The 24719-nt window shown below is 71.7% G+C and carries 21 protein-coding genes, 5 tRNA genes and 1 pseudogene; 17 read left to right on the top strand and 10 right to left on the bottom strand.

The features are described 5' to 3' along the window. Positions 1–7 precede the first annotated feature (7 nt). Together ACWGDX_RS05825 and ACWGDX_RS05820 are read right to left on the bottom strand one after the other, a co-directional pair. A complete protein-coding gene (locus tag ACWGDX_RS05825; RefSeq protein WP_453622611.1) occupies positions 8–1231 on the bottom strand; it encodes a GDSL-type esterase/lipase family protein in 1224 nt (407 codons plus the stop codon). 64 nt (positions 1232–1295) lie between these two features. Beyond that, positions 1296–2012: a lysophospholipid acyltransferase family protein gene (locus ACWGDX_RS05820; protein WP_365900526.1), complete on the bottom strand. Its 717-nt coding sequence runs from the start codon at positions 2010–2012 to the stop codon at positions 1296–1298. A gap of 179 nt (positions 2013–2191) precedes the next feature. Between ACWGDX_RS05820 and ACWGDX_RS05815 the strand changes: the two genes are divergently transcribed. The 3 genes from ACWGDX_RS05815 (at position 2192) to ACWGDX_RS05805 (ending at position 4561) form a co-directional block, all read left to right on the top strand. Then, the gene (locus ACWGDX_RS05815) at positions 2192–3349 is read left to right on the top strand and encodes a glycerophosphodiester phosphodiesterase (RefSeq protein ID WP_453622609.1); all 1158 of its coding nucleotides are present in this window, start codon (positions 2192–2194) and stop codon (positions 3347–3349) included. A 74-nt stretch (positions 3350–3423) separates the two neighbouring features. Then, positions 3424–4020: a sigma-70 family RNA polymerase sigma factor gene (locus tag ACWGDX_RS05810; RefSeq protein WP_453622607.1), complete on the top strand. Its 597-nt coding sequence runs from the start codon at positions 3424–3426 to the stop codon at positions 4018–4020. Positions 4021–4057: 37 nt separating this feature from the next. Continuing rightward, positions 4058–4561 (top strand): GNAT family N-acetyltransferase, encoded by a 504-nt coding sequence (locus ACWGDX_RS05805; RefSeq protein ID WP_363085539.1) that lies wholly within the window; start codon positions 4058–4060, stop codon positions 4559–4561. 21 nt (positions 4562–4582) lie between these two features. On the opposite strand, the gene ACWGDX_RS05800 is transcribed toward ACWGDX_RS05805, so the two are convergent. Then, complete coding sequence (locus tag ACWGDX_RS05800) at positions 4583–4984, bottom strand: hypothetical protein (RefSeq protein WP_453622802.1); 402 nt, start codon at positions 4982–4984, stop codon at positions 4583–4585. A 143-nt stretch (positions 4985–5127) separates the two neighbouring features. Further along, positions 5128–5487: a hypothetical protein gene (locus ACWGDX_RS05795; protein WP_363085538.1), complete on the bottom strand. Its 360-nt coding sequence runs from the start codon at positions 5485–5487 to the stop codon at positions 5128–5130. Positions 5488–6091: 604 nt separating this feature from the next. Here ACWGDX_RS05795 and ACWGDX_RS05790 point away from each other — a divergent pair. The 8 genes and pseudogenes from ACWGDX_RS05790 to ACWGDX_RS05755 form a co-directional block, all read left to right on the top strand. Continuing rightward, positions 6092–7147: pseudogene (locus ACWGDX_RS05790) on the top strand (methionine ABC transporter ATP-binding protein); the annotation flags it as partial. A gap of 149 nt (positions 7148–7296) precedes the next feature. After that, complete coding sequence (locus tag ACWGDX_RS05785; RefSeq protein WP_453622604.1) at positions 7297–7968, top strand: methionine ABC transporter permease; 672 nt, start codon at positions 7297–7299, stop codon at positions 7966–7968. Between the two features lie 193 nt (positions 7969–8161). Beyond that, the gene (locus ACWGDX_RS05780) at positions 8162–9028 is read left to right on the top strand and encodes a MetQ/NlpA family ABC transporter substrate-binding protein (protein WP_365900534.1); all 867 of its coding nucleotides are present in this window, start codon (positions 8162–8164) and stop codon (positions 9026–9028) included. A gap of 199 nt (positions 9029–9227) precedes the next feature. Further along, the gene (locus ACWGDX_RS05775) at positions 9228–9866 is read left to right on the top strand and encodes a GNAT family N-acetyltransferase (RefSeq protein WP_453622602.1); all 639 of its coding nucleotides are present in this window, start codon (positions 9228–9230) and stop codon (positions 9864–9866) included. A 240-nt stretch (positions 9867–10106) separates the two neighbouring features. Then, entirely contained in the window at positions 10107–11327 is a 1221-nt protein-coding gene (gene cbiE / locus ACWGDX_RS05770) for a precorrin-6y C5,15-methyltransferase (decarboxylating) subunit CbiE (protein ID WP_453622600.1), read from the top strand. Positions 11328–11671: 344 nt separating this feature from the next. Further along, entirely contained in the window at positions 11672–15283 is a 3612-nt protein-coding gene (gene cobT / locus ACWGDX_RS05765; RefSeq protein ID WP_453622598.1) for a nicotinate-nucleotide--dimethylbenzimidazole phosphoribosyltransferase, read from the top strand. A gap of 560 nt (positions 15284–15843) precedes the next feature. After that, entirely contained in the window at positions 15844–17076 is a 1233-nt protein-coding gene (cobA, locus tag ACWGDX_RS05760; protein ID WP_453622596.1) for a uroporphyrinogen-III C-methyltransferase, read from the top strand. A 135-nt stretch (positions 17077–17211) separates the two neighbouring features. Beyond that, positions 17212–18030 (top strand): TrmH family RNA methyltransferase, encoded by an 819-nt coding sequence (locus tag ACWGDX_RS05755; RefSeq protein WP_453622594.1) that lies wholly within the window; start codon positions 17212–17214, stop codon positions 18028–18030. Between the two features lie 53 nt (positions 18031–18083). Here the strand turns inward: ACWGDX_RS05755 and ACWGDX_RS05750 are convergent, their stop codons facing one another. Further along, positions 18084–19427 (bottom strand): serine/threonine-protein kinase, encoded by a 1344-nt coding sequence (locus tag ACWGDX_RS05750; RefSeq protein ID WP_453622800.1) that lies wholly within the window; start codon positions 19425–19427, stop codon positions 18084–18086. A 199-nt stretch (positions 19428–19626) separates the two neighbouring features. Here ACWGDX_RS05750 and ACWGDX_RS05745 point away from each other — a divergent pair, with 199 nt between their 5' ends. The 4 genes from ACWGDX_RS05745 to ACWGDX_RS05730 all read left to right on the top strand — a co-directional run bounded on the left by ACWGDX_RS05745 (position 19627) and on the right by ACWGDX_RS05730 (position 22127). Continuing rightward, positions 19627–19884 carry a hypothetical protein gene (locus tag ACWGDX_RS05745; protein WP_363085305.1) on the top strand — a complete coding sequence of 86 codons (258 nt, stop codon included), beginning with the start codon at positions 19627–19629 and terminating at the stop codon, positions 19882–19884. A gap of 187 nt (positions 19885–20071) precedes the next feature. Next, complete coding sequence (locus ACWGDX_RS05740; RefSeq protein WP_453622592.1) at positions 20072–20278, top strand: hypothetical protein; 207 nt, start codon at positions 20072–20074, stop codon at positions 20276–20278. A gap of 314 nt (positions 20279–20592) precedes the next feature. After that, on the top strand, positions 20593–21777 hold the full coding sequence (locus ACWGDX_RS05735; protein ID WP_453622590.1) for a phosphotransferase: 1185 nt from the start codon (positions 20593–20595) through the stop codon (positions 21775–21777). A gap of 68 nt (positions 21778–21845) precedes the next feature. Beyond that, positions 21846–22127 (top strand): TFIIB-type zinc ribbon-containing protein, encoded by a 282-nt coding sequence (locus tag ACWGDX_RS05730; RefSeq protein ID WP_363085348.1) that lies wholly within the window; start codon positions 21846–21848, stop codon positions 22125–22127. A gap of 56 nt (positions 22128–22183) precedes the next feature. Here ACWGDX_RS05730 and ACWGDX_RS05725 read toward each other — a convergent pair. The 5 genes from ACWGDX_RS05725 to ACWGDX_RS05705 all read right to left on the bottom strand — a co-directional run bounded on the left by ACWGDX_RS05725 (position 22184) and on the right by ACWGDX_RS05705 (position 22677). Next, positions 22184–22258, bottom strand: a tRNA-Val gene (locus tag ACWGDX_RS05725). Between the two features lie 71 nt (positions 22259–22329). Next, a tRNA-Val gene (locus ACWGDX_RS05720) sits at positions 22330–22401 on the bottom strand. 20 nt (positions 22402–22421) lie between these two features. Further along, positions 22422–22493: transfer RNA gene (locus tag ACWGDX_RS05715), tRNA-Val, on the bottom strand. 1 nt (position 22494) lies between these two features. Further along, positions 22495–22568, bottom strand: a tRNA-Cys gene (locus ACWGDX_RS05710). A 36-nt stretch (positions 22569–22604) separates the two neighbouring features. After that, positions 22605–22677, bottom strand: a tRNA-Gly gene (locus ACWGDX_RS05705). A gap of 158 nt (positions 22678–22835) precedes the next feature. Between ACWGDX_RS05705 and ACWGDX_RS05700 the strand changes: the two genes are divergently transcribed. Beyond that, positions 22836–23891 (top strand): chorismate-binding protein, encoded by a 1056-nt coding sequence (locus tag ACWGDX_RS05700; RefSeq protein WP_453622587.1) that lies wholly within the window; start codon positions 22836–22838, stop codon positions 23889–23891. Beyond that, entirely contained in the window at positions 23891–24712 is an 822-nt protein-coding gene (locus tag ACWGDX_RS05695) for an aminotransferase class IV (protein WP_453622585.1), read from the top strand. Before ACWGDX_RS05700 ends, ACWGDX_RS05695 begins: the two co-directional genes overlap by 1 nt. The last annotated feature ends 7 nt before the right edge of the window (positions 24713–24719 follow it).

The following is a 24719-nucleotide window of genomic DNA, read 5'->3' as shown; positions in this document are numbered from 1 at the left end:
GGGCGCCTCAGGCGCGCTCGGCGGTGAACGGTCCGTCGGCGGCGAAGGCCAGGGCGGCGAAGCGTTCTCCGATGCGGCGGTGAGTGGCGGCGTCCGGGTGGAGCCGGTCGGGCAGCGGCAGCTCGGCGGAGTCCGCCTCACCGTAGAGCTCGCGGCCGTCGAGGTAGTGCAGGTTCGGGTCGTCGGCCGCCCGCCGGCTCACGAGGCGGGCCAGCTCGTCCCGGATGACATTGAGCGTCAGCTTCCCGGCGGCCCGTTCCGCGGGGTCGCCCGCGGCCCGGAACCGGAGCTGTCCCGCGCTGAGGTCGCTGAAGTCCGGGGCGCTGGGGCCCGGGGTGTCCTCGTGGATGGGGCAGAGGACGGGGGAAACGACAAGCAGCGGAGCGGTGGGGTGGCCCTCGCGGATGGTGTCGAGGAAGCCGTGCACGGCGGGGCCGAAGGCACGCAGGCGCATCAGATCGGTGTTGACCAGATTGATACCGATCTTGACGCTGATCATATCGGCGGGGGTGTCGCGCAGAGCGCGGGCCGTGAACGGATCGAGCAGGGCGCTGCCGCCCAGACCCAGGTTGATCAGTTCCACACCGCCGAGGGAGGCGGCCAGCGCGGGCCAGGTCGTGCTGGGGCTCGCGGCATTGGAGCCCTGGCTGATCGAACTGCCGTGGTGCAGCCACACCTTGCGGCCGCCGGCCGGTACGGGCTCGACGGGGGCGTCGGTACGCAGGGCGACCAGCTGGGTGATCTCGTTGTGCGGCAGCCAGATCTCGATGTCCTTGACGCGGTCCGGGAGGCTCGTGAACCGGGCGGTGCCAACCGGTCCCGGCCGGGTCTCGGTCGAGCCGGTGGTCATGTCCACGGTCAGGACTTCACCGCCGGTCACCGTGGCCTGCCCGGCCGCCCGGCCGTCGACGAGCAGGTCGTACACGCCGTCGGGGCGCGGCGGTGCGCCCTGATAGACCATCTTGGTCGGGAGCGTGTCCAGTTCTACGGCGGTGGCCCGCGTGCGGAAGGCGAGCCGTACGCCCGACGGCTGGGCCTCCGCCATCGCGAGCTGTCCGTCGGCACACTGCGCACGGGCCCGAGCGGGCAGCCGGTGCGGCAGTATCCCGTGCTCGGTGCGCTCCAGATCGAGCGCGCCGCGCAGGAGGTCCGCGGTGAGGGGAATGCTGATCCAGTCCGTCGCCCGGTCCGCCGCAGGGGCGCCGGGGACGTCGTCGTGCCGGTTGTTCATGGAGTCATCCTGCGGCGTGGACACCCGGTTCGCCCAGTGATTTTCCGGCACCGCGTCGCGGTCGCTAGGCCGCCTTCGCCTTGGTGGCGTAGATGTCCACGTACTCCTGCCCCGACAGCTCCATGACCTCGGTCATCACCGAGTCCGTCACCGCCCGGAGCACATAGCGGTCGCGGTCCATGCCCTCGTACCGCGAGAACTCCATCGGCTTGCCGAAGCGCACCGTCACCTTGCCCGTGCGCGGCATGCCCGTACCGTTCGGCTGGAGCTTGTCCGTACCGATCATCGCGAAGGGCACCACCGGCGCGCCCGTCATCAGCGTGAGCCGCGCGATGCCCGTACGGCCCCGGTAGAGCCTGCCGTCGGGGGAGCGGGTGCCCTCCGGGTAGATACCGAAGACATTGCCCTCCTCCAGCACCCGACGGCCCGTCATCAGCGCCGCCACACCGCCGCGGCCACCGTCGCGGTCCACCGGGATCATGCCCACGCCGGTGAAGAACCAGGCCATCATCCGGCCCTTGAGCCCCTTGCCCGTGACGTACTCGTCCTTGCCGATGAAGAAGACCTGGCGGTCGCAGACCAGCGGCAGGATCATTGAGTCGATGAAGGTCAGATGGTTGCCGGCGAGGATCACCGGCCCGCTCCCCGGAATGTTCTCGGCGCCCTCCACACGGATGCGGAACATCAGGCGCATGATCGGTCCGAGCGCTGCCTTGATGAGCGCGAAGCGGGACAACGGTTCCTCCGGTGGCGAGGGACGGTGGTGGACGGAGGCGAACATCTCCGCAGGTGAGCACGTTACTCGCGGCTCACGGGGTTCGCACATCGGGTTCACGGGCTGGATACCCAGTGTTGACGTGTGTTTCCGTCACGTTCGTCCAAGGTCCCCCACGGGGAAGACGGCGCCGCCTACGCTCAGCCTCGCTTGACAGGCACAGAACACCACATCAAGGAGCGTTCATGACACAGGGTGCGCGCAACACGCCAGGCCGGCGGACCGTACTGGGAGCGGCGGTGCTCGGCTCGGCCGCCGCCGTGGCACTGCCCGCCGCGGCGCAGGCCACCGAGCGCGGACGGGGCGGCGGCCACCACCCGTCCCGCCCCGAGCTGCCCGTGCCCACGATCGTCGGTCACCGCGGGGCCAGCGGCTACCGCCCCGAGCACACCCTCGGTTCCTACCAGCACGCGCTGGACCTCGGCGCCCATGTGATCGAGCAGGACCTGGTGCCCACCAAGGACGGACATCTCGTGTGCCGTCACGAGAACGACATCACCGGCACCACGGATGTCGCGGACCACCCGGAGTTCGCGAGCCGCAAGACCACCAAGTCGGTCGACGGCGTCAGCCTCACGGGCTGGTTCACCGAGGACTTCACGCTCGCCGAGCTGAAGACCCTGCGTGCCAAGGAGCGCATCCCGGGCACCCGCCAGCACAACACCGTCTACGACGGCCGCTGGGAGATCCCCACCTTCGAAGAGGTGCTCCGCTGGGCGGACGAGCAGGGCCGCAAGCTCGGCCGCCGGATCTGGCTCTACACCGAGACCAAGCACCCCACCTACTTCCGCGGCATCGGCCTCGGCCTGGAGGAGCGCCTCGCGAAGCTGCTCCGCCGCTACGGGCGTGACCGCAAGGACTCCGCGATCTTCCTCCAGTCCTTCGAGCCCACCAGCATGCAGCGGCTGGCCAAGCTGGTCGACTCGCCGCGTGTGGTCCTGCTCTCCGGCGCCGGCACCCGCCCGTGGGACTTCGAGGTGACGGGCGACCCGCGCAAGGTCGACGACCTGGTCAAGCCCGAGGGCCTGAAGTGGATCGCGTCCTTCGCGCAGGGCCTCGGCCCGACGCTCGACCTGATCATCCCGAAGGACTCCGCGGGCAGGCTCACCAAGCCCACCACGCTGGTACGGGACGCGCACGCCAAGGGGCTCGTCCTCCACCCGTACACGATGCGCAACGAGAACTCCTTCCTGCCCGCCGATTTCCGCCGCGGCACGGACCCCAACGCGTACGGCGACGCCTTCGGCGCCTTCCGGGCCTACTTCGCGACCGGGATCGACGGGATCTTCACCGACAACCCCGACACCGGCCTGCTGGCGCGGGCGGACTTCGTCAGCCGCTGACCGCGCGTTCCCCGGTCGGGTGACCGCCCGGCCGGGGAGCAACCGTCCGTCACCACGCGGGCGTCATGCCGGGCATGACGCCCCCGCGAGCCGGCGCACCCGGCCCCGGCACCTCACTCCGTCCCGCCGTCACCCCCCGCCGCCCGTCCCCGCCTCCCGCGCCGGATCTCGTCCGCGCGCTGCTCCCGCTGGTGAGCGCGGAGGCCGCCGCCGAGGCACCGGGGACCGGTCTCGACGCGGGCGACCTCGAACAGAGCATCTGGGTACGGCTGTTGGAGCGGCTCGACGGCGAAGGCCCGCCCGCGGACCTCGCGTACTGGGTACGGGACGCCGTACGGGAGGAAGCGCACCGCGCCCGCCGTACCGCCGTCGCCGCCTACCCGTCCCGGGACGAACCGCCCACCGGTCCCGAATCCGATCCCGAGCGTGCCGCGCTGCGCACCGACCGGAGGCGCACGCTCCGCGCGGCCGTCGGCCGTACCCCGGGGCACTGTCCCCGGCTGCTGACCGCGATGCTGTCGCCGAAGGACCCCACCTATCGCGAAATCGCGGGCGAGTTGGGTATGTCACAGGGAAGTTTGGGCCCCTTGCGGTCGAGATGTCTGGGATGCCTGCGCAGAATGCTCGTTACGGAGGTTGCCGCTCCTGAACCGCGGGGAAGGGAGCGGTAAACAACCGGCGGATCAGGTGAGCGGGAGGCATGCACACATGGGCATGAGCGTGACCATCTCAGCGGCGAGCGCGCAGGACGCGGAGCACATTCTGAAGCTGCAGTACTTGTGTTACCAGAACGAGGCCGAGCTGTACGGCGACTACACCATCGAGCCGCTGACCCAGACGCTCGACGATCTCAGGGCGGAACTCGACCGCGGACACTGCCTGGTAGCGCGTCTCGGTGACGAAGTGGTCGCGTCCGTAAGAGGAAGTGTCGAGGAGACGGGCACCGCCCGGATCGCCAAGCTCATCGTCCACCCCCGGCTGCGCCACCACGGCCTCGGTGGACGGCTGCTCGACGCCATAGAGAACCACTTCACGGCGGAGCCGGCGGCCAAGCGCTTCCAGCTCTTCACCGGCCACCGCAGCGAGGGCAATCTGCGGCTCTACCGCAGCCGGGGCTACGCGCCCGTGTCGACGGAACAGATAGGCCCCCGTCTGACGCTCGTCACGCTGGAGAAGCCGGCCGGCGCCGCCGCCTACGCGGCCAGTGCCTGACGCGGAGCCCGTCCGCCGCGATCAGCGGCGGGCCTTCCGCAGCCACAGGATGCCGGTGACCGGCAGCAGTACCGGAATGAAGAGATAGCCCATGCCGTAGTCCGACCAGACCGTGGCGTCCGGGAAGGCCGAGGGGTCGGCCAGCGTCCAGGTCCCGACGGTCAGTACCCCCGCGAGCTCGGCGGCGCAGCACACCAGCGCCGCCTTCCGCGCCGTCTCCCCGCCGCGTACGAGCGTGTAGGTGATGAACGCGTAGACCACGGCGGCCACGGCGGAGAGCGTGTAGGCGAGCGGCGCGTGCTCGAACTCGGTCGCGATCTGGTAGACGGACCGGGAGACGGCACCGACGGACATCACTCCGTACAGCCAGACCAGCAGCAGGCCGGGCCCGCGCACCAGCTGGGTCGCGGACTCCCCGCCCACCGGCTCCGGCCCGCCCGTCCGGTCCGCGCTCTCCCCTGTGTTCTCCCCGGTCCGCTGCCCGGCTTGCTCGCCCTGCTCGCCGGCCGTGCTCCGGCCCGTCGTCTTCCGTCCCGTCTTCGCGCCGGTGGTGGGCTCGCCCATCGTCAGCCTCCCCAGATGTCATGGAGCCGCACTTCCAGTACGGCCAGGACGACCGCTCCCGCGGCCACCGTCGTCGAACCCCATCGTGTCCGCTCGGCCAGCGACAGGAAGCCGGCCGCCGGCACCGCCAGCAGCGCGCCGATCAGATACGAGACGAAGATCACCGAGCCCTGGTCGGCCTTCTCCCCGCGGGCGAGCTGCGTGATCCCGATCACGAGCTGGACGAGCGCCAGCGCGGCCACCACGCCCATGCCGATGAAGTGCCAGTCCTTGGTGGGCTGGTCGCGAAAGGCGGCGAAACCGCACCAGGCGGCGAGAGCGAGCGCGGCCACGGAGAGCGCGACCGTCAGGGCGACGAGCATGGACCGAGCGTATTACGGCCCAAAAGGCATCCCGCGAGCGCCCCCGCACCCCCGTGGCGGCGCCGTGCCCGCGAGGAGCGGGGGAGACCGTGGCCTTGGCCACAGCGCCTGACCCGTTCCGGCCGGCCGGGGACGCGCCCGCCCTGGGGCGCTCACCGATATCCGGGCAGGTCGGGGCGGCGAGCGGGGTGATTGTTGCCTCGTGTGAACGGTGAGACGGAGACGTCCGATATACGGACGAGCCCCCCGGAGCTGTCTTGATGTCTGCTTTACTTACCGCATGACCACGATGAGCTACCGCGCCCCCGCGACCGAGGCGATCACGACGCCCGGTGCTCGTTGTCTGTGTCGAATGTGCGCCAACTGAGGGCCCCTGCCTGAGTCTCGCGCCCCGAAGCGAGACCGGACGGCCGCGCCGCCACGCCGGTTCCGTACGCCATGCGCCGCCACATGCGCCAGGGTCCGGACCGCCGGTGAGCGGGTAGGTCTGTTCCGCACGCGCCTCCCCCCGGTTCACCCACCGTCTCGGCGTGAAGCGTCCGAATGACGAATGCCCCGTGCCGGCGGCCACCTCGCCGCGCACTCGACAGTGATGGATACCCCTGTGATCACTACTACGGGCCTGACGAAGATCTACCGGTCCGCCACGTCACGAGGCCGCGAAGTCACCGCTCTCGACCAAGTGGACCTCCATGTCCGCGAGGGCGAGGTCTTCGGCGTCGTCGGACAGAGCGGCGCCGGCAAGTCCTCGCTCATCCGCTGTGTCAATCTCCTCGAACGCCCCACCGCGGGCCGGGTGATCGTCAACGGCCAGGACCTCACCGCGCTCGCGGGCCGCGGCCGGCGGGCGGGCAAGGAGCTGCGGCGGGCCCGCAGTTCGATCGGCATGGTGTTCCAGCACTTCAATCTGCTGTCCTCGCGCACGGTCAAGGACAATGTCGAACTGCCGCTGGAGATCCTCGGCGTCACCCGCCAGGAGCGCGCCCGCCGCGCCCTGGAACTGCTGGACCTGGTGGGACTGGGCGACAAGGCCGCCTCGTACCCCGCCCAGCTCTCCGGCGGCCAGAAGCAGCGCGTCGGTATCGCCCGCGCCCTGGCCGGCGACCCCAAGGTGCTGCTCTCCGACGAGGCGACCAGCGCCCTCGACCCCGAGACCACCCGCTCGATCCTCCAGTTGCTGCGCGATCTCAATCAGCAGCTCGGACTGACCGTGCTGCTCATCACGCACGAGATGGAGGTCGTCAAGACGATCTGCGACTCGGCCGCGCTGATGCAGAGGGGGAGGATCGTCGAGTCGGGCACGGTCGGCGAGCTGCTGGCCACCCCCGGCTCGCAGCTCGCGCGGGAGCTGTTCCCGGTGGGCGGAGCGCCGTCGGGCCCCGGCCGTACGGTCATCGACGTCACCTTCCAGGGCGAGGCCGCCGCCCGGCCGGTGATCTCGCGGCTCTCCCGTATGTACAACATCGACATCTCGATCCTGGGCGCCGCGATGGACACCGTCGCGGGCCGGCAGATCGGCCGGATGCGGATCGAACTGCCCGGCGGTTACGAGGAGAACGTCGTGCCGATCGGCTTTCTGCGGGAGCAGGGACTCCAGGCCGAGGTGGTGGACGACGAGCCCGCCGCCGAAGGGCCCCCGGAAGGTCCCGTCGCCGAGGAGCCGACCGAAGCACGCCCGGCCGGCGAACAGGCCCCTGAGGGCCAGGCCCCCGGCGAACAGTCTCCCGGCGAACAGACCACCGACGAACAGACCACCGACGAACAGTCCCCCGAGGGCGAGACGCCCGCACTGGTGAAAGAAGATGTCAAGTGACCTGGTCGGAGATGCAGCCGCTGCTCATCCAGGGGTCCCTCGACACCCTCTACATGGTGCTCTGGTCCGCGCTCGTCACCGTCGTCGGCGGACTGCCCCTCGGTGTTCTGCTCGTCCTCACCGACAAGGGCGGACTGCTCCAGAACGCCCCGGTGAACAAGACCGTCGGCGTGATCGTGAACATAGGCCGCTCACTGCCGTTCATCATCCTGCTGATCGCGCTGATCCCGTTCACCACGCTGGTCATCGGCACCTTCATCGGGCCCACCGCGATGATCGTGCCGCTCGCGATCGGTGCCATCCCGTTCTTCGCGCGCCTCGTGGAGACCGCCATCCGTGAGGTCGACCACGGACTGGTCGAGGCCGTCCAGGCGATGGGCGGCTCCGTGCCGACCATCGTCCGCAAGGTGCTGCTGCCGCAGGCCCTGCCCTCGCTGGTCGCCGGCGTCACCACCACCGTCATCGCCCTCATCGGCTACTCGGCCATGGCCGGCGCGGTCGGTGGCGAGGGCCTGGGATCCAAGGCCGTCACCTACGGATTCCAGCGCTTCGAGAACGGCTTCATGGTGGCCACGGTCGTGGTCCTGATCGTGATCGTCACCGCCGTACAGCTCCTCGGCGACGGCGTCGTACGGCTGCTGGCGCGCCGGGGCCGTACGGCCTCCTGAGCCGCCGCACCCCGCACCCCGCACCCGCACCCTCGTACCCGCACCCCGCACCCGCACCCACTCACGCACCTGTGCTCGGGCCCGAAGTCCGACCCGAGCCCCCTGAGTTTTTTCCCGGAGCGACCGCTCATGGCCCGTACTCCTTGTCCGGGCCCCGACACCGACACCCGTATCACGGAAAGAGGCACTCTTCGTGCGTACCACCGCCAAGTTCACCGCGGCAGCCGCCGTCACCGCCGTCCTCGCCCTGGGCCTCAGCGCCTGCGGCACCTCCTCCGACCCGGGCTCCTCGGACAAGGCCGGCTCCGGTGCCTCGGCCGACACGTCCAAGGCGCTGCTCGTCGCCGCGTCCCCCGTACCGCACGCCGACATCCTGAACTTCATCAAGGACAATCTGGCGGCGAAGGCGGGCCTCAAGCTGGAGGTCAAGGAGTTCACGGACTACGTCCTGCCGAACACCGCGACCCAGAGCGGCGAGGTCGACGCCAACTTCTTCCAGCACAAGCCCTATCTGGACGACTTCAACAAGAAGAACGGCACCGACATCGTGCCCGTCGTCAATGTCCATCTGGAACCGCTCGGTCTCTACTCCAACAAGATCGACGATCTCAAGGGCATCAAGTCCGGTCAGAGCATCGCCATTCCGAATGACACCACCAATGAGGGCCGCTCGCTGAAGCTGCTCGCGGACAACGGTGTGATCACGCTCAAGGACGGCGCGGGAATCGACGCCAATCTCTCGGACATCAAGGACGCCAAGGGCATCGAGTTCAAGGAACTGGAGGCCGCCACCCTGCCCCGCGCCCTCAATGATGTCGACGCCGCCGTCATCAACGGCAACTACGCCCTTGAGGCCGACCTCAAGCCCGCTCAGGACGCGCTCGCCCTGGAGAAGTCCGAGGGCAACCCGTACGCCAACTTCCTCGCCGTCAAGCGCGGCAACGAGAAGGACCCCCGGGTGCAGAAGCTCGCGGAGCTCCTGAACACGCCCGAGGTCAAGAAGTTCATCGAGGACACCTACGACGGCTCGGTCGTGCCCGCCTTCGGCGCCGTCCAGTAGTCCCCGGCGGCTTCCGGGCGGTCGGTGTGCCGCCCAAGTGGCCGGAGCAGTAACGTTCTTGTCTCCGAGTCCTTCGGTGCGGGCCCCGCGTACGCCTTACGTACGCGGGGCCCACGCATCCACCCGGACCCGGCCATGCGCATCCCCATCCGATGCTGCATGCTGTGCATTTACGACGGACTGAGGCATGGAGCTGCGCATGACTACCACCTTTCCGGACGTTTCCATCAGCACGGAGCGGTTGGTGCTGCGCGCCTTCGAGGCGGCGGACATCCCGGCCCACATCGAAATGATGAACGACGAACTGATCACGGCGTGGACGCCCGTGCCTCATCCGTATACGCGCGAGGACGCCGACCAGTGGGTCGCCAGTATCGCCCCCGCCGAACGCGTGGCGGGGCGCGGAATCGCCTTCGCCGTCACCGAGTTCCTCACGCAGCGGCTCGTCGGCATCGTGCGGCTGCGCAGAACCAATTGGCACGCGCTCTCCACCGAGATGGCCTATGTGACCGCCCCCTGGGCCCGCGGTGAGGGATACGCCACGGAATCGGCGCTCGCGGTCGCGCAGTGGCTCTTCCGGGACCAGAAGTTCGAGCGCATCGAGGTGCGGACCCCCGCCGACAACACCGCCTCGCAGCAGGTCGCGCAGAAGATCGGCTGCATCAGCGAGGGTGTGCTGCGCAATGCCTGGATAGCGCGTACCCAGACCGAGGACGGCGGCTGGACCGATATCCGTACCGATCTGATCGTCTGGGGTCTGCTGCCCGAGGATCTCGAAGGCGTGGCCGAGCAGATGGCCGACGCGGGCGGCTACGCCTCCTTCATCGACTGGAACTGACGGCGGCGGGGGACGCACAGCGGCGGGGACTTGTGGCGGCGGGGACTCACGGCGGCGGCGCCCGGCCCCCCGGATGTTCCGGCCCACCGCCCGGCGGTCTTCCTTCCTGGCCAGGTACTCTCACCGTGCCTCGTGGTGCCCATGGCCACGGGCGGCCGAAGTGCCCGTATCGGTCCATCCGCTCCACGCACGACCACGCGACCACTCGACCAAGCGACGACTCCGGGGAGACTGACGACGATGGCCGACCGCGTCACGGTGATCGGCTGGGACGGCTCGCCGCTCACCGCTGCTGCCGGGGCCGCCCTCTCGGCCGCCACACTGGTGGCCGGAGCCGCCCACCATCTCGCTCTCCCCGAGGTGCCGCCCGACGCCGAACGCATCCGGCTCGGCTCCATGGATCTCGCGGCCCGCAGGATCGCCGGGCACCGCGGCAGCGCCGTGGTCCTCGCCGACGGGGATCCGGGCTTCTTCGGTGTCGTACGGACGCTCCGCGCGCCCGAACACGGTCTGGAGGTCGAAGTCGTCCCCGCGGTCTCCTCCGTGGCCGGTGCCTTCGCACGCGCCGGGATGGCCTGGGACGACGCCCAGATCGTCGTCGCCCACCGCCGTACGCTCCGCCGCGCCGTCAATGTCTGCCGGGCGCACACCAAGGTCGCCGTCCTCACCTCCCCGGGCGCGGGGCCGGCCGAACTGGCCCTGCTCCTCGACGGCGTCCACCGCACCTTCGTCATCTGCGAGGAACTGGGCACCGACCGGGAGCAGGTGAGCGTCCTCACCTCGGACAAGGCCGCCGACCATGTCTGGCGCGACCCCAATGTGGTGATCGTCATCGGCGGGGTCGGCACCGCGGTCGCGCCGACCGGCGGCTGGATCGCCGGACGCGACCCCGGCTATCCGCCGGCCGGCCGCGGCTGGGCCCTGCCCACCGCGGAGTACGGCATCGAACTGGACGAGGGCGAGTCGACCTGGCTGCGCGCCGCCCAACTGGCCCGGCTGGGCGCCCGTACCGGTGATCTGATCTGGGACATCGGCTCCGGCAGCGGAGCGCTCGCCGCCGAGGCCGCCCGCTTCGGCGCGGCCGTGATCGCCGTCGACGACGAGCCGGGAGCCTGTGCCAGTACGGCGGCGGCGGCCCGTCGCGCGGGCGTTCAGATGCAGGTCGTCCAGGGCCGGGCGCCCCAGGTGCTCGAACGGCTGCCGGAGCCCGATGTCGTACGGATCGGCGGCGGCGGTATCGATGTGGTCACCGCGTGCGCCGACCGCAGGCCGGAGCGCATCGTCACCCACGCGGCCACCCGCGACGAGGCCGAGGCCGTGGGAACTGCCCTCGCGGGGGGCGGATATGAGGTCGAGTGCGTGCTCCTCCAGTCCGTCGACCTCGACACGGGCGCGTGGACGGAGCGGGAGCGCTCCGTGGTTTTCCTGGTCTCCGGACAGCGTCCGGACAGCGCCCCCTGACCCTGTTCCGGCGCCGCGCGCGGTAGGCTGGCCGATCGTTGTACCGCAGCCGGGCGTTCGTCACTTCGTTAGTCAATGTCCGGAAAAGGGGCCCGTTTTGGACCCTCATGTGGTACAGCGACACTGGGGGGACGCGCGACGTGGCGCTGTCCACAGCGGGCCGGGGCGGATCCACCGCCACGGCTGCGAAAGGCCGCGCGAAGCCGCGAGACTTCGGGGTGACCGCGCGCCGTTCGTGCCGCGCGGCGCTCACGCTCGTTGTTCCTGACGGGTGCCGGAGCGCCGCGGATCGGGCGCCCCGGGTGCAGGGCCGAAGGAGCACAACCTATGGGCGAGGGGTACGCATGACTGACACCGGCCAGGTCCTGGGCGAGGGACTGCCGGAGAACGCAGGCATGGTGGAGCAGCCGGGCATCCCCGCTCCCGGCGCGTACACCTACCTGGACCCCTCCGAGCCCGTCACCGAGGAAGAAGATCTGCTGCTGATGCCGAGCGCGCAGGGGGGGTGGAGCGATCCCCAGGTGGTACCGGCGGAGGCGCCCGCCGTCTATGCCGCGCCGGACGGGTACGCCGCGCCCATGGGATATCCCGGACCTGAGGGGTTCGCCGGGCACGAGGGGTTCACCGGGCACCCGGGGTTCGCCGTGCCCGCGGTGCCCGCGGTGCCCGGGATGGCCGAGGGATTCGGTCCGGCGCAGTTCGCCGGTCCGCAGGGGTATGCCGTTCCCGAGCCGATGCCGGTCCAGCAGCAGGCGCCTCCCATAGAACGGCCGGCACCGATGGCGGAGCCGGTGTCACAGGTCCAGGCCGGGGTTCCGGCACAGCCCCCGGTCCAGACGGAGGCACAGGCTCAGGTGCAGACGCAGATGCGGACGGAGGCGCCGGTGCGGACCGAGGCGCCGGCGGAGCCCGCGGAGCAGCCTGTGCCGGCGCCGGACGCCTACCAGCCGAAGGGCCCGGTCGCGGTGGCCGAGGCTTCCGCTGATGCCGCTTCCTCTGCTGCTGACTCTGTCCCGTCCGCTGTCTCCTCCTCGGCCTCGGGTGAGTTCGTCATGCCGGTCCAGGAGGTTCCCGCCGTCCTTCCCGGAGATCCGGAGGCGGTTGCCGTGGCGCGGTCGGCGCCCCGGGAAGCGGAGGAGGAGCCGTCACAGCGGGAGTCGGCACAGGAGTCGCAGCAGGGTTCCATCGGGCGGGGACGGAATCTGCACCAGCCGGGCGCGCATGAGGCCGGTGGCCGGGATTCCGGTTCGGTGGACCTCAGCGGGGTACGGATTCCGCCGCCCATGGCGACCGCCCCGCCCGTAGCGGCCCCGACTCCGCCGCGCCGTCCGTTGCACATGGGCCCGCCCGTGCCCGACCCGACGGGCGGTGTCGTGCGCTCGCTCGCGGACCGGGGCCCGGCGGGTACGCCCACCCAGTCCGTCCGCGTCCGGGCCCAGACCCAGGGACCGCCCACCACGGGTCCGGAGTATCTGGACGTACCGCGCGAGGAGCCGGCCGTACTGCCGGGGCCCCAGCTCGGCGAGATTCCGCCGCAGCCCGGGGCGCCGTGGGGTCCCGAACCGGCGGCGGTACCGGCGGTACCCGAGGCGCGCGCAGAAACGGTCGTGCCGGAGGCCCCGGCGCGACCGGAACAGGAGCCCGTGGCGGAACAGGCGAGCGAGCCGCGGTCCGCGCCGGAACCCGAGCCGGCCACGGCCGAGGTCCCGGCCACGGCCGAAGCCGAGGTTCAGGTCGAGGTCGAGGCTGTCGCCGCCGAGCCGGCCCCGGAGCCCGCTGCCGTGCCCGAGCCCGTGTCCGAGCCGGAGCTGGCGCCGGTGATGGCGGAGCCGCAGACGGTCGACGAGCCGGTCCATGTCCAGCGGACGGTTGAGGCACCGGAAGAGCCGTCGGCCGCGGTGGAGCCCGTGGCCGTACCCGAGACCGCACCGGAGCCCGAGCCCGACTTCGTCCAGGCGTCCGAGGTCGGGACCGAGGTGAACCCCCAGCCCGAGCCCCAGCCGGAGCCCGTGCCCGTGGCCGTGCCCGAGGTCGTATACGCGCCAGAGGCCGAAGCCGCGCCCGCACCCGTACCGGTCGTCGCTGTACCCGCGCCCGCACCCGCGCCCGTCGTGCCCGCTCCCGTACCCGCGCCCGAAGTCGAGCCGGCGCCTGAGGCGGAGGCCGTGCCGGTGCCCGAGGCCGAGGCCGTGCCCGAAGCCGTTCCCGTCCCGCGGGAGGGCACCGCCGCCGCCTCCGGCTTCGACGACGCCGAGCGCGAGGCCGTGCTCCGGGTGATGCGCGAACGGCGCGACATCAGGAACGGCTTCCGCTCCGACCCCGTCCCGCACGAGGTGCTGCTCCGCGTCCTGGAAGCCGCGCACACCGCGCCCAGCGTCGGCCACTCGCAGCCCTGGGACTTCGTCGTCATCCGCTCCGCCGAGACCCGGCGCTCCATGCACGAGCTGGCGCAGCGTCAGCGTGACGCGTACGCCAAGTCGCTGCCCAAGGGCCGGGCGAAGCAGTTCAAGGAACTGAAGATCGAGGCCATCCTCGACACCCCGGTGAACATCGTCGTCACCGCCGACCCGACGCGCGGCGGCCGGCACACCCTCGGCAGGCACACCCAGCCGCAGATGGCCCCGTACTCCTCGGCGCTCGCCGTCGAGAACCTCTGGCTCGCCGCCCGCGCGGAAGGGCTCGGCGTCGGCTGGGTCAGCTTCTTCGACGAGCGCGAGATGGTCCGCGCGCTGGGTCTGCCCGAGCATCTCGAAGTCGTGGCGTATCTCTGCGTGGGATACGTCGACGAGTTTCCCGAGGAGCCCGAGCTGATGCAGGCGGGCTGGTCCAAGCGCCGGCCGCTGTCCTGGGTCGTCCACGAGGAGACCTACGGCCGCAGGGCGCTGCCCGGCGAGGAGCCGCACGATCTTCTCCAGGAGACCATCGCGAGCATCCGCCCGCTGGACGCCAAGGCGCTGGGGGAGGCGTGGGAGCGGCAGAAGCGGATGACGAAGCCCGCGGGCGCGCTCGGCATGCTGGAGATCATCTCGGCCCAGCTCAGCGGTCTGTCGCGGCTGTGCCCGCCGCCGATCCCGGAGCCGGCGGCGGTGGCGATCTTCGCGGGGGACCACGGAGTGCACGCGCAGGGCGTGACCCCCTGGCCCCAGGAGGTCACCGGCCAGATGGTGGCCAACTTCCTGGGCGGCGGCGCGGTGTGCAACGCGTTCGCCAACCAGGTGGGCGCGGAGGTGTGTGTGATCGACGTGGGCGTCGCGGGTGAACTCCCGGCGACGCCGGGGCTGTTGCCCCGTAAGGTCCGGGCCGGTACGGCGGACTTCACGACGGGTCCCGCGCTGAGCCGTGAGGATGTGCTCGCCGCGATCGAGGTCGGCATCGAGACGGCGCGTGATCTGGTGGCGGCGGGCAACAAGGGGCTGCTCACCGGAGAGATGGGCATCGCCAACACGACGGTGTCCGCCGCGCTGATCTGTGTCTACACCGGCCAGGACCCGATGGAGGTCACCGGGCGGGGTACGGGCATCAACGACGAGATGCACGCCCGCAAGGTCGATGTCGTCCGCCGGGGCCTCGAACTCCACCAGCCGGACCCGGCCGACCCGGTCGGCGTCCTCGCCGCCGTGGGCGGTCTGGAGCACGCGGCCCTGGTCGGGTTCCTCCTCGGCGGCGCGTCCTTGCGCACCCCGGTGATCCTCGACGGTGTCAGCGCGGGCGCGGCGGCCCTGGTCGCCCGCGCGATCGCCCCGGAGGCCCTGGCCGCCTGCATCGCCGGCCACCGCAGCGCCGAACCGGGCCATGTGGCGGCTCTCAACAAACTGGGCCTGCGTCCCCTGGTCGACCTGGATCTGCGCCTCGGCGAGGGCACGGGCGCCCTTCTGGCGCTCCCGGTGGTACAGAGCGCGGCCCGAGCGATGCACGAGGTGGCGACGTTCGACTCGGCGGGAGTGACGGAGAAGTAGGACCGGGACAGGCGCGCGAGCCCCGCCCCGGCGGTCCCCGGCACCGAGTCGGCCAGGGACCGGGCCGGACGGCCGGGGCGCGCGGGATTTTCCTCCCGCGCGCCCGTCCCGCGCGCATGTCCCGCGCACCCGTATCGCCCTTCCGCGCGTCCGGAAGGCCGGCAGCACGGTGCAGTGGGTCCCGACGGGCTCCGGCGGCCCCGACCGGGCTCCGGGGCCATACGTTCCGGCGCCAAGCCGTACGTTCCGGCGCATGGCGGCGGCATCCGCCGGTATGTCCCGTCAAGGCCTGTACGGCCCGTACGGGCCTTCCGGGCGGCTCCAGCCGTTCGGCCCGGAGCCGCCCGCACCGCACCCCGCCTCCCGGGATCCGGTGCCGCCCCGCACTCCGGAGGCGGGCCGGGAGACAGGACCCCGGCCACGGACCCCGCTCCGACCGTGACCCCCACGCCCCCTCCCCGTAAGGTGGTCGCCGGGACCGCACCCCGTCCCACCAGCCGCTTCACCGCCACCGTGGCGGTACCGCACCGCCCCGCCCGCCCCGAGGAGTCCCTACCGACATGGCCGAGCACGCGCCGCACGCCGAGCACCCCGCCTACCCCGTCGGACTCCGCCTGTCCGGGCGGCGCGTCGTTGTCGTCGGCGGCGGACAGGTCGCGCAGCGCAGGCTGCCCGCGCTCATCGCGGCCGGCGCCGACATCGTGCTCGTCTCGCCCTCCGCCAAGGCGTCGGTCGAGGCCATGGCGGAGGCTGGCGAGATCCGCTGGGAGCGCCGCCGCTACGAGGAGGGCGACCTCACCGACGCCTGGTACGCCCTCATCGCCTCCAGCGACCCCGTCGCCAACCGCACCGCCTCCGCCGAGGCCGAACGCAACCGCGTCTGGTGCGTGCGCAGCGACGACGCGGAGGCCGCCACCGCCTGGACCCCCGCCACCGGCCGCAGCGAGGGCGTCACCGTCGCCGTGCTGACCGGACGGGACCCTCGCCGCTCCGCCGCCGTACGGGATGCCATCGTCGAGGGCCTGCGCGACGGCACCCTCGCCGCCCCGCACCACCGCACCCGTACCCCGGGTGTCGCCCTCGTCGGCGGCGGCCCGGGAGACCCCGATCTGATCACCGTGCGCGGTCGCAGGCTGCTCGCCGAGGCGGACGTCGTCATCGCCGACCGCCTCGGTCCCCGCGACCTGCTGAACGAACTCCCCCCGCACGTCGAGGTGATAGACGCGGCGAAGATCCCGTACGGCCGTGCCATGGCCCAGGAGGCCATCAACGACGCGCTGATCGAGCACGCCAAGGCGGGCAAGGCCGTGGTCCGGCTCAAGGGCGGCGACCCGTTCGTCTTCGGCCGTGGCATGGAGGAGGTCCAGGCGCTCGCCGAGGCGGGCATCGCCTGCACGGTCGTGCCGGGGATCTCCAGCTCCATCAGCGTGCCGGGCGCCGTCGGCATCCCCGTCACCCATCGGGGCGTCGCCCATGAGTTCACCGTCGTCAGCGGCCATGTCGCCCCCGACGACGGCCGCTCACTGGTCGACTGGGCCGCGCTCGCCCGGCTCCACGGCACGCTCGTACTGCTGATGGCCGTCGACAAGATCGGCGCCATCGCCGAGGCGCTCGTCGCGTACGGCAAGGCACCCGACACCCCCGTCGCCCTGATCCAGGAGGGCACCACGGCGTCCCAGCGACGGGTCGACGCGACGCTCGCGACCGTGGCGGACACCGTACGGACCGAGGAGGTACGGCCTCCCGCCGTCATCGTCATCGGCGAGGTCGTGGCCCTCGGCGACGGCCGCTGACGTTCTCCGACGCCGCTCCACCCGGCCCGCGCCCCCGCGGATCGCCTCCCGCGCCCCGGCCGGTCGCCGGCCGCCTCCGGCGCCCCGCCATCCCCGCGACCCCTCGAACCCGATCGGACAAGGCAGTGTCACCCCGTGGCTGAACCCATCACCATCGACGATCCCGACGACCCGCGCCTGCGCGACTACACGGATCTCACCGATGTCGAACTGCGCCGCAGACGCGAGCCCGCCGAAGGCCTCTTCATCGCCGAGGGCGAGAAGGTCATCCGCCGGGCCGGGCAGGCCGGATACACGATGCGGTCGATGCTGCTGTCGGCCAAGTGGCTCGACACCATGCGGGATGTCATCGACCCGGCCACGGCCCCGGTGTACACGGTGAGCCCCGGCCTCGCCGAGCGCGTCACCGGCTACCACGTCCACCGCGGCGCCCTCGCCTCCATGGCGCGCAAGCCGCTGCCCGCCGTGGCCGAGGTCCTCCGTACGGCCCGCCGCGTCGCCGTTATGGAGGCGGTCAACGACCACACCAACATCGGTGCGATCTTCCGCAGCGCCGCGGCCCTCGGCATGGACGCCGTACTGCTCTCCCCGGACTGCGCCGATCCGCTCTACCGGCGCTCGGTGAAGGTCTCCATGGGGGCGGTGTTCTCCGTACCGTACGCCCGGCTCGACGGCTGGCCCCGGTCGCTGGACACCGTACGGGAAGCGGGCTTCAGAGTGCTGGCGCTCACCCCCGACGAGCGGGCGTCCGCGATGGACGAGGCCGCGCCGCACCGGCTGGAGCGCGTCGCGCTGCTGCTCGGCGCGGAGGGCGAAGGACTCTCCGCGCGGGCGCTCGACACCGCCGACGAGTGGGTCCGTATCCCGATGGCGCACGGTGTGGACTCGCTGAACGTCGGCGCCGCCGCGGCGGTCGCGTTCTACGCGGTGACGACGGGCCGGCCGGGGAACTGACCGGACAGCGGGCGCGCGCCCGAGCCCGGACCCGGCCCGGACCCTGACCCGGATCAGAGCTGCTGCGCCGCCGCGATCCCGAGGGCGACGATCAGCGTCACGACGACGAAGACGATCAGCCGCTGCCGCAGCAGACGCGGATTGGCGGGCCGCCGCCCGGCCGAGGTGGTGCGCCCGCCGGCCGGCTGACGGCCGCCGCCCGTACGCCCGGTGCCACGCGGCTGCGGCGGGCGCGAGCCCCCCGTACGCGCCGAAGAACCACCGGTACGTGACGAGGAACCGCCGTTACGGGCCGAAGGGCCTCCGGAACGCGGCGACGAGCCTCCCGTGGAGCCCCCCGTACGCGGCGACGAGCCCGTGGACCTCGGGGATCCGGAACGGGACACGGACGAGCCGGAGCCGGAGCCTGAACCGGAGCCACCCGCCGTACGGCTCTGGGAGCCGCGTTCACCCATGGAGCCCCGTTCGACCAGACGCTCCGTGTACCGCTCGGTCAGCCGGCCCGTCGGCAGCTCCTGCGCGTCGCGCTCACGCACCCGCTGGGTGGGCGGCCGGCTGTCCGAGAGCCCCTGGGCCTCCCTGGCCGCGATCTCCTTGAGCCGCATCGACAGTTGGAGCGTACTGGGACGCTCGTCCGGGTCCTTGGCGAGACAGGCGCGCAGCAGCGGCGCGAGCGCGTCGGGCACCCCGTGGAGATGCGCCTCCTCATGGACCACCCGGTAGAGCATGACCTCGGAACTGCCGTGTCCGAAGGGTGAGTCGGCGGTCGAGGCGTACGCGAGAGTCGCCCCCAGCGAGAACACGTCCGTCGCCGGGGTCACCGTGGCGCCCCGCACCTGTTCCGGCGCGAGGAACCCGGGCGAACCCACCGCCGTACCGACATGCGTCAGCGTGCTCGCGCCGGTGGCCCAGGCGATACCGAAGTCGATGATGCGGGGGCCCTTGGGCGAGAGCAGGATGTTCGAGGGCTTGAGGTCACGGTGGACGACCCCGGCCTCGTGCACGGCCACCAGGCCCTCGGAGAGGGCGGCGCCGACGGAGGCCACCTCGGCGGCCGGCAGCGGACCCTCCTCGGCGACCTTGTCGTGCAGGGAGGGGCCCGGCACGTACTGGGTGGCGAACCAGGGCCGTTCCGCCTCCAGGTCCGCGGCCACCAGCCGGGCCGTACAGCCGCCGCGGATCCGGCGTGCCGCGGAGACCTCGCGGGCGAACCGCGACCGGAACTCCTGATCCTCCGCCAGGTCCGGCCGGATCACCTTCAGCGCGACCCGCTGGCCGCGCCGGTCGGAACCCAGATAGACAACGCCCATCCCGCCGGCGCCCAGCCGCCGGTGGAGCCGGAACGAACCGACGACACGCGGGTCCTCGCGCCGGAGCCGCATCATCGCCATGTCCATCCCCGCTGCCCGGTCGTCCGTGTGACGTGGCACAGCTTACGTACCCGCGCCCCGGCGCGCTCATAGGCCGCGCCCTCGTGGACCGACCGATTGTCAGTGCGGGGTGGGAAACTTGAGAAGTGGTCAGGGGACGGCGGATCCCAAGTCCTCCTGGCCCGTGCGAGATCTCAAAGGTCCGTCGCAGAAGGGGGATTGGATCGTGAAGGGTGACCGGGTGGAGATAGTCGTGGACGCGGGCGACACGACTCGTACGTATGAAGTGGTGGCGAGCAGGGCGGGCCGCCGGGTGGAGACGGCGGTGCGCCGGGGCGTGGTGGAAGTGAGCGAAGTCACCCGGAACGGGTCGGTGGTGCGGACGGCCCGTTTCATGGCCACACGGGTGCTCGCGCTGGTCGAGCAGCCGGTGCCGCGGCAGGACTCCTCGGAGCGCGCTCTCCGGGAAGACCCCCAGTCCTGAGGCCTCCTCTCCACCCAGGGGAGTACTCCAGCGGCAGGAGGCTCATCCTCCGGGAGGCCCGCTAATGGGTACGCGGGCATGACGACCGGGGCCCGGCGCTTCCCTACTGTTGAGATCAAGCGGTGGGTGCGGCACTCGTCCCCCGAGGTCGCCACCCGCCGCTGTCGGAACAGACAGGAGAGGGACCATGGCGGGCACGGCACCGCGGGCAATGATCCGCGCGCAGGGACGCAGGGCGTTCGCCGCGTTCGGCGGAAGCCGGTCCGGCCCGCGCCACCCCCTGGTGGCGACGGCCATGGTCCTTCCTCTGGCGACACTGCTCGTGGTCGTCTTCGGCGGCTGGGACGCGGTGGTCGCACAAGCGTCGTCCGTGGGCGTGATGCTGGGGCGCTGAGCGGCGCCCCGGACCCGGGAGAGCGGCCCGGGTCGGGGACATCCGGCCAACAACCCCGTGGGGACGGGGGTGCGGCGGACGGCAGCGTTTGGCCGGTCAGCTGGGGAGCTGACCGGCCATCGCGCTGTCCGGGCTACGGTACGCCCACCACGCGCGCCGCGTCAGCCCTTCCCGCGCGGCCCCCTTCCCGTACCCGCGCCGACGCCCCGAGGCAGTCCGCCCGCGGCCCGGGGGCGTTTTCGGCGGGCGGGCGCGGATCGTAAGGTTCTCGCGGGAATTCGTCGCATCGGGGGAATTCATCGCAAAGGGGGGCCATGACCGTATCCGTCGTCCGAGCGCTCGGGCTCGTCGCCCGCCGGGCCGCCCACGCGGCGGATCCCGAGGTGGATCCCGAGGTGGATCCCGAGGTGGACCTGACGACGGATCCGACGACGGATCCGGTGGCGGGCGCGGTGGCGGGTCCCGCGTCGGACCCCTCGCGCTGCCGCGCCTGCGGGCATACGGAGGCCGTGCTCGCCGAGCGTGGCGAAGGGGTTGTCGTACGGCACGGAAAAGCCGTCGCCAAGGCACACGCGGACGGTACGGACCCCGCGGACCACCGCGTCAGACTCGCCGTCGCCGCGCATCCACGGCTCACCGGCATCCTGCTGCCCCCATTGCCCCCGTTGCCCGCGGATACCGGGACGGTACGGGGGCGTCCCGTCACCGCGTGGCCCTACGGAAGCCCGGTCGATCCGGCCGACCCCGACGCCGCGCCCTGGGAGCAGGCGGGCGGCCTTGTCGCCCGGCTGCACTCCGTACCGCTGGAGACCATCAGGGCGGCCGTCCGGACGACCGGCGCACTGCCACCCATGCGCGGGCCCGCCAAGGCCGCCCGCGCCGTCGCGCGGCTGCGGGCCGCGGGACCGCATCCCGCCGCCGGTCTCGTCCTGCGCGCCTGGGAGCGGCTTCCCGCCTGGGCGCGCGACGAGGCACCCTCGCCGGGGCCTGGCACCCTCTGCCACGGCGATCTCCATCTCGGCCAGCTCGTACGCCACCCCGCACCCGACGGCCCCTGGCTGCTCATCGACGTGGACGATCTCGGAATCGGCGACCCCGCCTGGGACTTGGCCCGCCCCGCCGCCTGGTACGCCGCCGGGCTGCTGCCGCCGGAGATCTGGCAGCGCTTCCTCGGCGCCTACCGCGCCGCGCGCGGCCCCGCCGTACCCACCACGGCCGCCGTACCCACCACGGCCGCCGTACCCACCACGGCCGCCGTACCCGCCACGGCCGATCCGGATCCCGGCCTGGATCCCGGCCCGGCCCCCGCCGCGTACCCCGACCCGTGGCCCCGGCTCGATGTCCCCGCCCGCGCCCTCACCGTCCAGACCGCCGCCCTCGCGATCGCCAAGTCCGTGGCGGAGGAGCGGGATCTCGACGAGGTCGAGCATCTGATGATCGACGCCTGTGGCCGGATCGCCTCGCTCCTTCCCGAGTTGGAGCCCCCGCGCTCGTCGTAGGCTGAACCGACCGTCGCCGGGCATGTGTTCCGGCGATGCCGGACGAACGGCGAGGAGCTGAGCCGACGATGCAGTGTCCCAAGTGCCATGCAGCGATGCATACCTACAACCGCAACGGTGTTCAGATAGAGCAGTGCAGCGGCTGCCGGGGGATCTTCCTCGACTACGGCGAGCTGGAGTCCCTGACCCGTCTGGAGTCCCAGTGGACCCAGCCCGCCCCGCCCGTGCCGCCGGCCCCGCAGGCCTATCCGGCCGCCCCCGCGCCCGCCTGGGGCGCCCCGCACCACGGCGGTCACCATGGCGGTCACCACCGCCAGAAGAGCTTCGGACGGATGCTCTTCTCCTCCTGAGACCCGGAGGCACCATGACAGAGCCCCCGGTCGTCGTGACGACCGGGGGCTCCGAGTGGTGCGCGATACTGGGATTGAACCAGTGACCTCTTCCGTGTCAGGGAAGCGCTCTCCCGCTGAGCTAATCGCGCAGGTCAACCTGCGTTTTCCGCATCTCAGCCGCACTGCCGCGATCATGCGATCCCGCCATGTGCGAACTGCGTGCGCGATACTGGGATTGAACCAGTGACCTCTTCCGTGTCAGGGAAGCGCTCTCCCGCTGAGCTAATCGCGCGGGAATCCAAAAGGATCCAGTGGACGATACTGGGATTGAACCAGTGACCTCTTCCGTGTCAGGGAAGCGCTCTCCCGCTGAGCTAATCGTCCTTGGAGGTGGAGACGGGATTTGAACCCGTGTAGACGGCTTTGCAGGCCGTTGCCTCGCCTCTCGGCCACTCCACCAGGAGCATGGGGACTAAGGGTAAATCCCCCATATCGAGCGGACGACGAGATTCGAACTCGCGACCCTCACCTTGGCAAGGTGATGCTCTACCAACTGAGCCACGTCCGCCTGTCGTTTCCCGGGCCCCTCTGCACGGCTCGGCGACGTGTTGAACTCTAGCGGATTCCGGGGCCAGCACAAAAACGCGTTTCCGCAGCGTGCTGCGGTGCGTTCGCCGTGCGTTCAGGCCCGAGCGGTCCAACGGAGCCTGTTCTAGACTCGCAACCGTGCACGACCTCGCTCCTCTGGCCCGCTTCGGCGCCCTCGTCGCCACTGGTCTGCGGGATGTCACCCATGATCCGGAGGCGCTCGAATCCGCCGGTTTCTGGGCCGTCGCCGCGGACTTCGAGGGCCGGCTCACCTGTGCCAGATTCGCCGACGTACGGGCCGAACCGGTGCCCGTCCCCGTACCGGGCCGGTGGCTAGGGCCTCGCCCCGGTGACTGGACGTCCTCCCTCGATCACACCGCGTACACCCGGGGTGTGCGGCGTATCCGCGAGCACATCGCGGCCGGTGACGTCTATCAGGTCAACCTCTGCCGTGTTCTCTCCGCGCCGCTGCCCGATCCGGAGGCCTCCGATGTCGACGCGCTGACGTCGCTGCTCGCGCGCGACAACCCGGCCCCGTACGCCGGGACGATCCGGCTGCCCGCCCATGGCGTGGAGATCGCCACCGCCTCGCCCGAGCTGTTTCTGCGCCGCGACGGCGGCACCGTCGAGTCGGGCCCGATCAAGGGCACCGGCCGCACCGCCGCCGATCTGCTGGAGAAGGACTACGCCGAGAACGTGATGATCGTGGACCTCGTCCGCAATGACCTCGGCCGTGTCTGCGCCACCGGCTCCGTCACCGTTCCGGCCCTCTGCGCGGTGGAGCCCCACCCCGGACTGGTCCATCTCGTCTCAACCGTGAGCGGTGAACTCGCGGAGAAGGCCGGCTGGCCGGATCTGCTCCCCGCCACCTTCCCGCCCGGCTCGGTCACCGGCGCCCCCAAGTCCAGCGCCCTGAAGATCATCGAGGAGCTGGAGACGGCGCCGCGCGGTCCCTACTGCGGGGGGATCGGCTGGGTCGACGCGGACCGCGGCACCGGCGCCCTGGCCGTGGGGATACGTACGTTCTGGATCGACCGCGCCACCGCACCGGGACCCGTGCTGCGCTTCGGCGCGGGCGCCGGGATCACCTGGGGCTCGGACCCCGAGGGGGAGTGGGAGGAGACCGAACTGAAGGCGTCCAGACTGCTCGCGATAGCGTCGGGCGCGTACGAGGCGACCGGAGGGACCGCGTGATGAGGATCTGGGTCAACGGCGGACTGCTGAGGGCCGAAACCGCCAGGGTGTCCGTGTTCGATCATGGACTGACCGTGGGCGACGGAGTCTTCGAGACGGTCAAGGCCGTCCAGGGCAGGCCCTTCGCCCTCACCCGCCATCTGGACCGGCTGGCCCGCTCGGCCCGCGGTCTCGGGCTGGCCGAGCCCGATCCGGACGAGGTACGTCACGCCTGTACGGCCGTTCTCGACGCCAACCCCATGGAACTGGGACGGCTCAGGATCACCTACACCGGCGGACTCGCCCCGCTCGGCTCCGACCGGGGCGACGAGGGCCCCACCCTGGTCGTCGCGGCGAGCGCGGCGGAGCGCCGTCCCGACACCACCGCCGTCGTCACCGTCCCCTGGACACGGAACGAACGCGGCGCGGTGACCGGGCTCAAGACCACCTCGTACGCCGAGAATGTCGTCGCGCTCGCCCGCGCGCACGAACGAGGCGCCTCCGAGGCGCTCTTCGCCAACACCGTCGGGGCGCTCTGCGAGGGCACGGGCTCCAATGTCTTCGTCGTACTCGACGGCGAGCTGCACACCCCGCCCCTCGCCTCCGGCTGTCTCGCCGGTATCACCCGCGCCCTGACCGCCGAGTGGGCGGGCGCGCGTGAGACCGATCTCCCGCTGGACGTCCTGGAGCGCGCGGACGAGATCTTCCTGACCTCGACCCTGCGTGACGTACAGGCCGTCCACCGTGTCGACGACCGTCAACTCACCACCGCCCCGGGCCCGGTGACCAGCAAGGCGATGCGCCTCTTCGAGGAGCGCGCCGGGGCGGACCTGGACCCCTGAGCCCGGA

The organism is Streptomyces sp. NPDC055025, from assembly GCF_053608565.1.
Note: the sequence above shows the minus strand (reverse complement) of the source record. Positions and strands in the feature narration are given on the sequence as shown.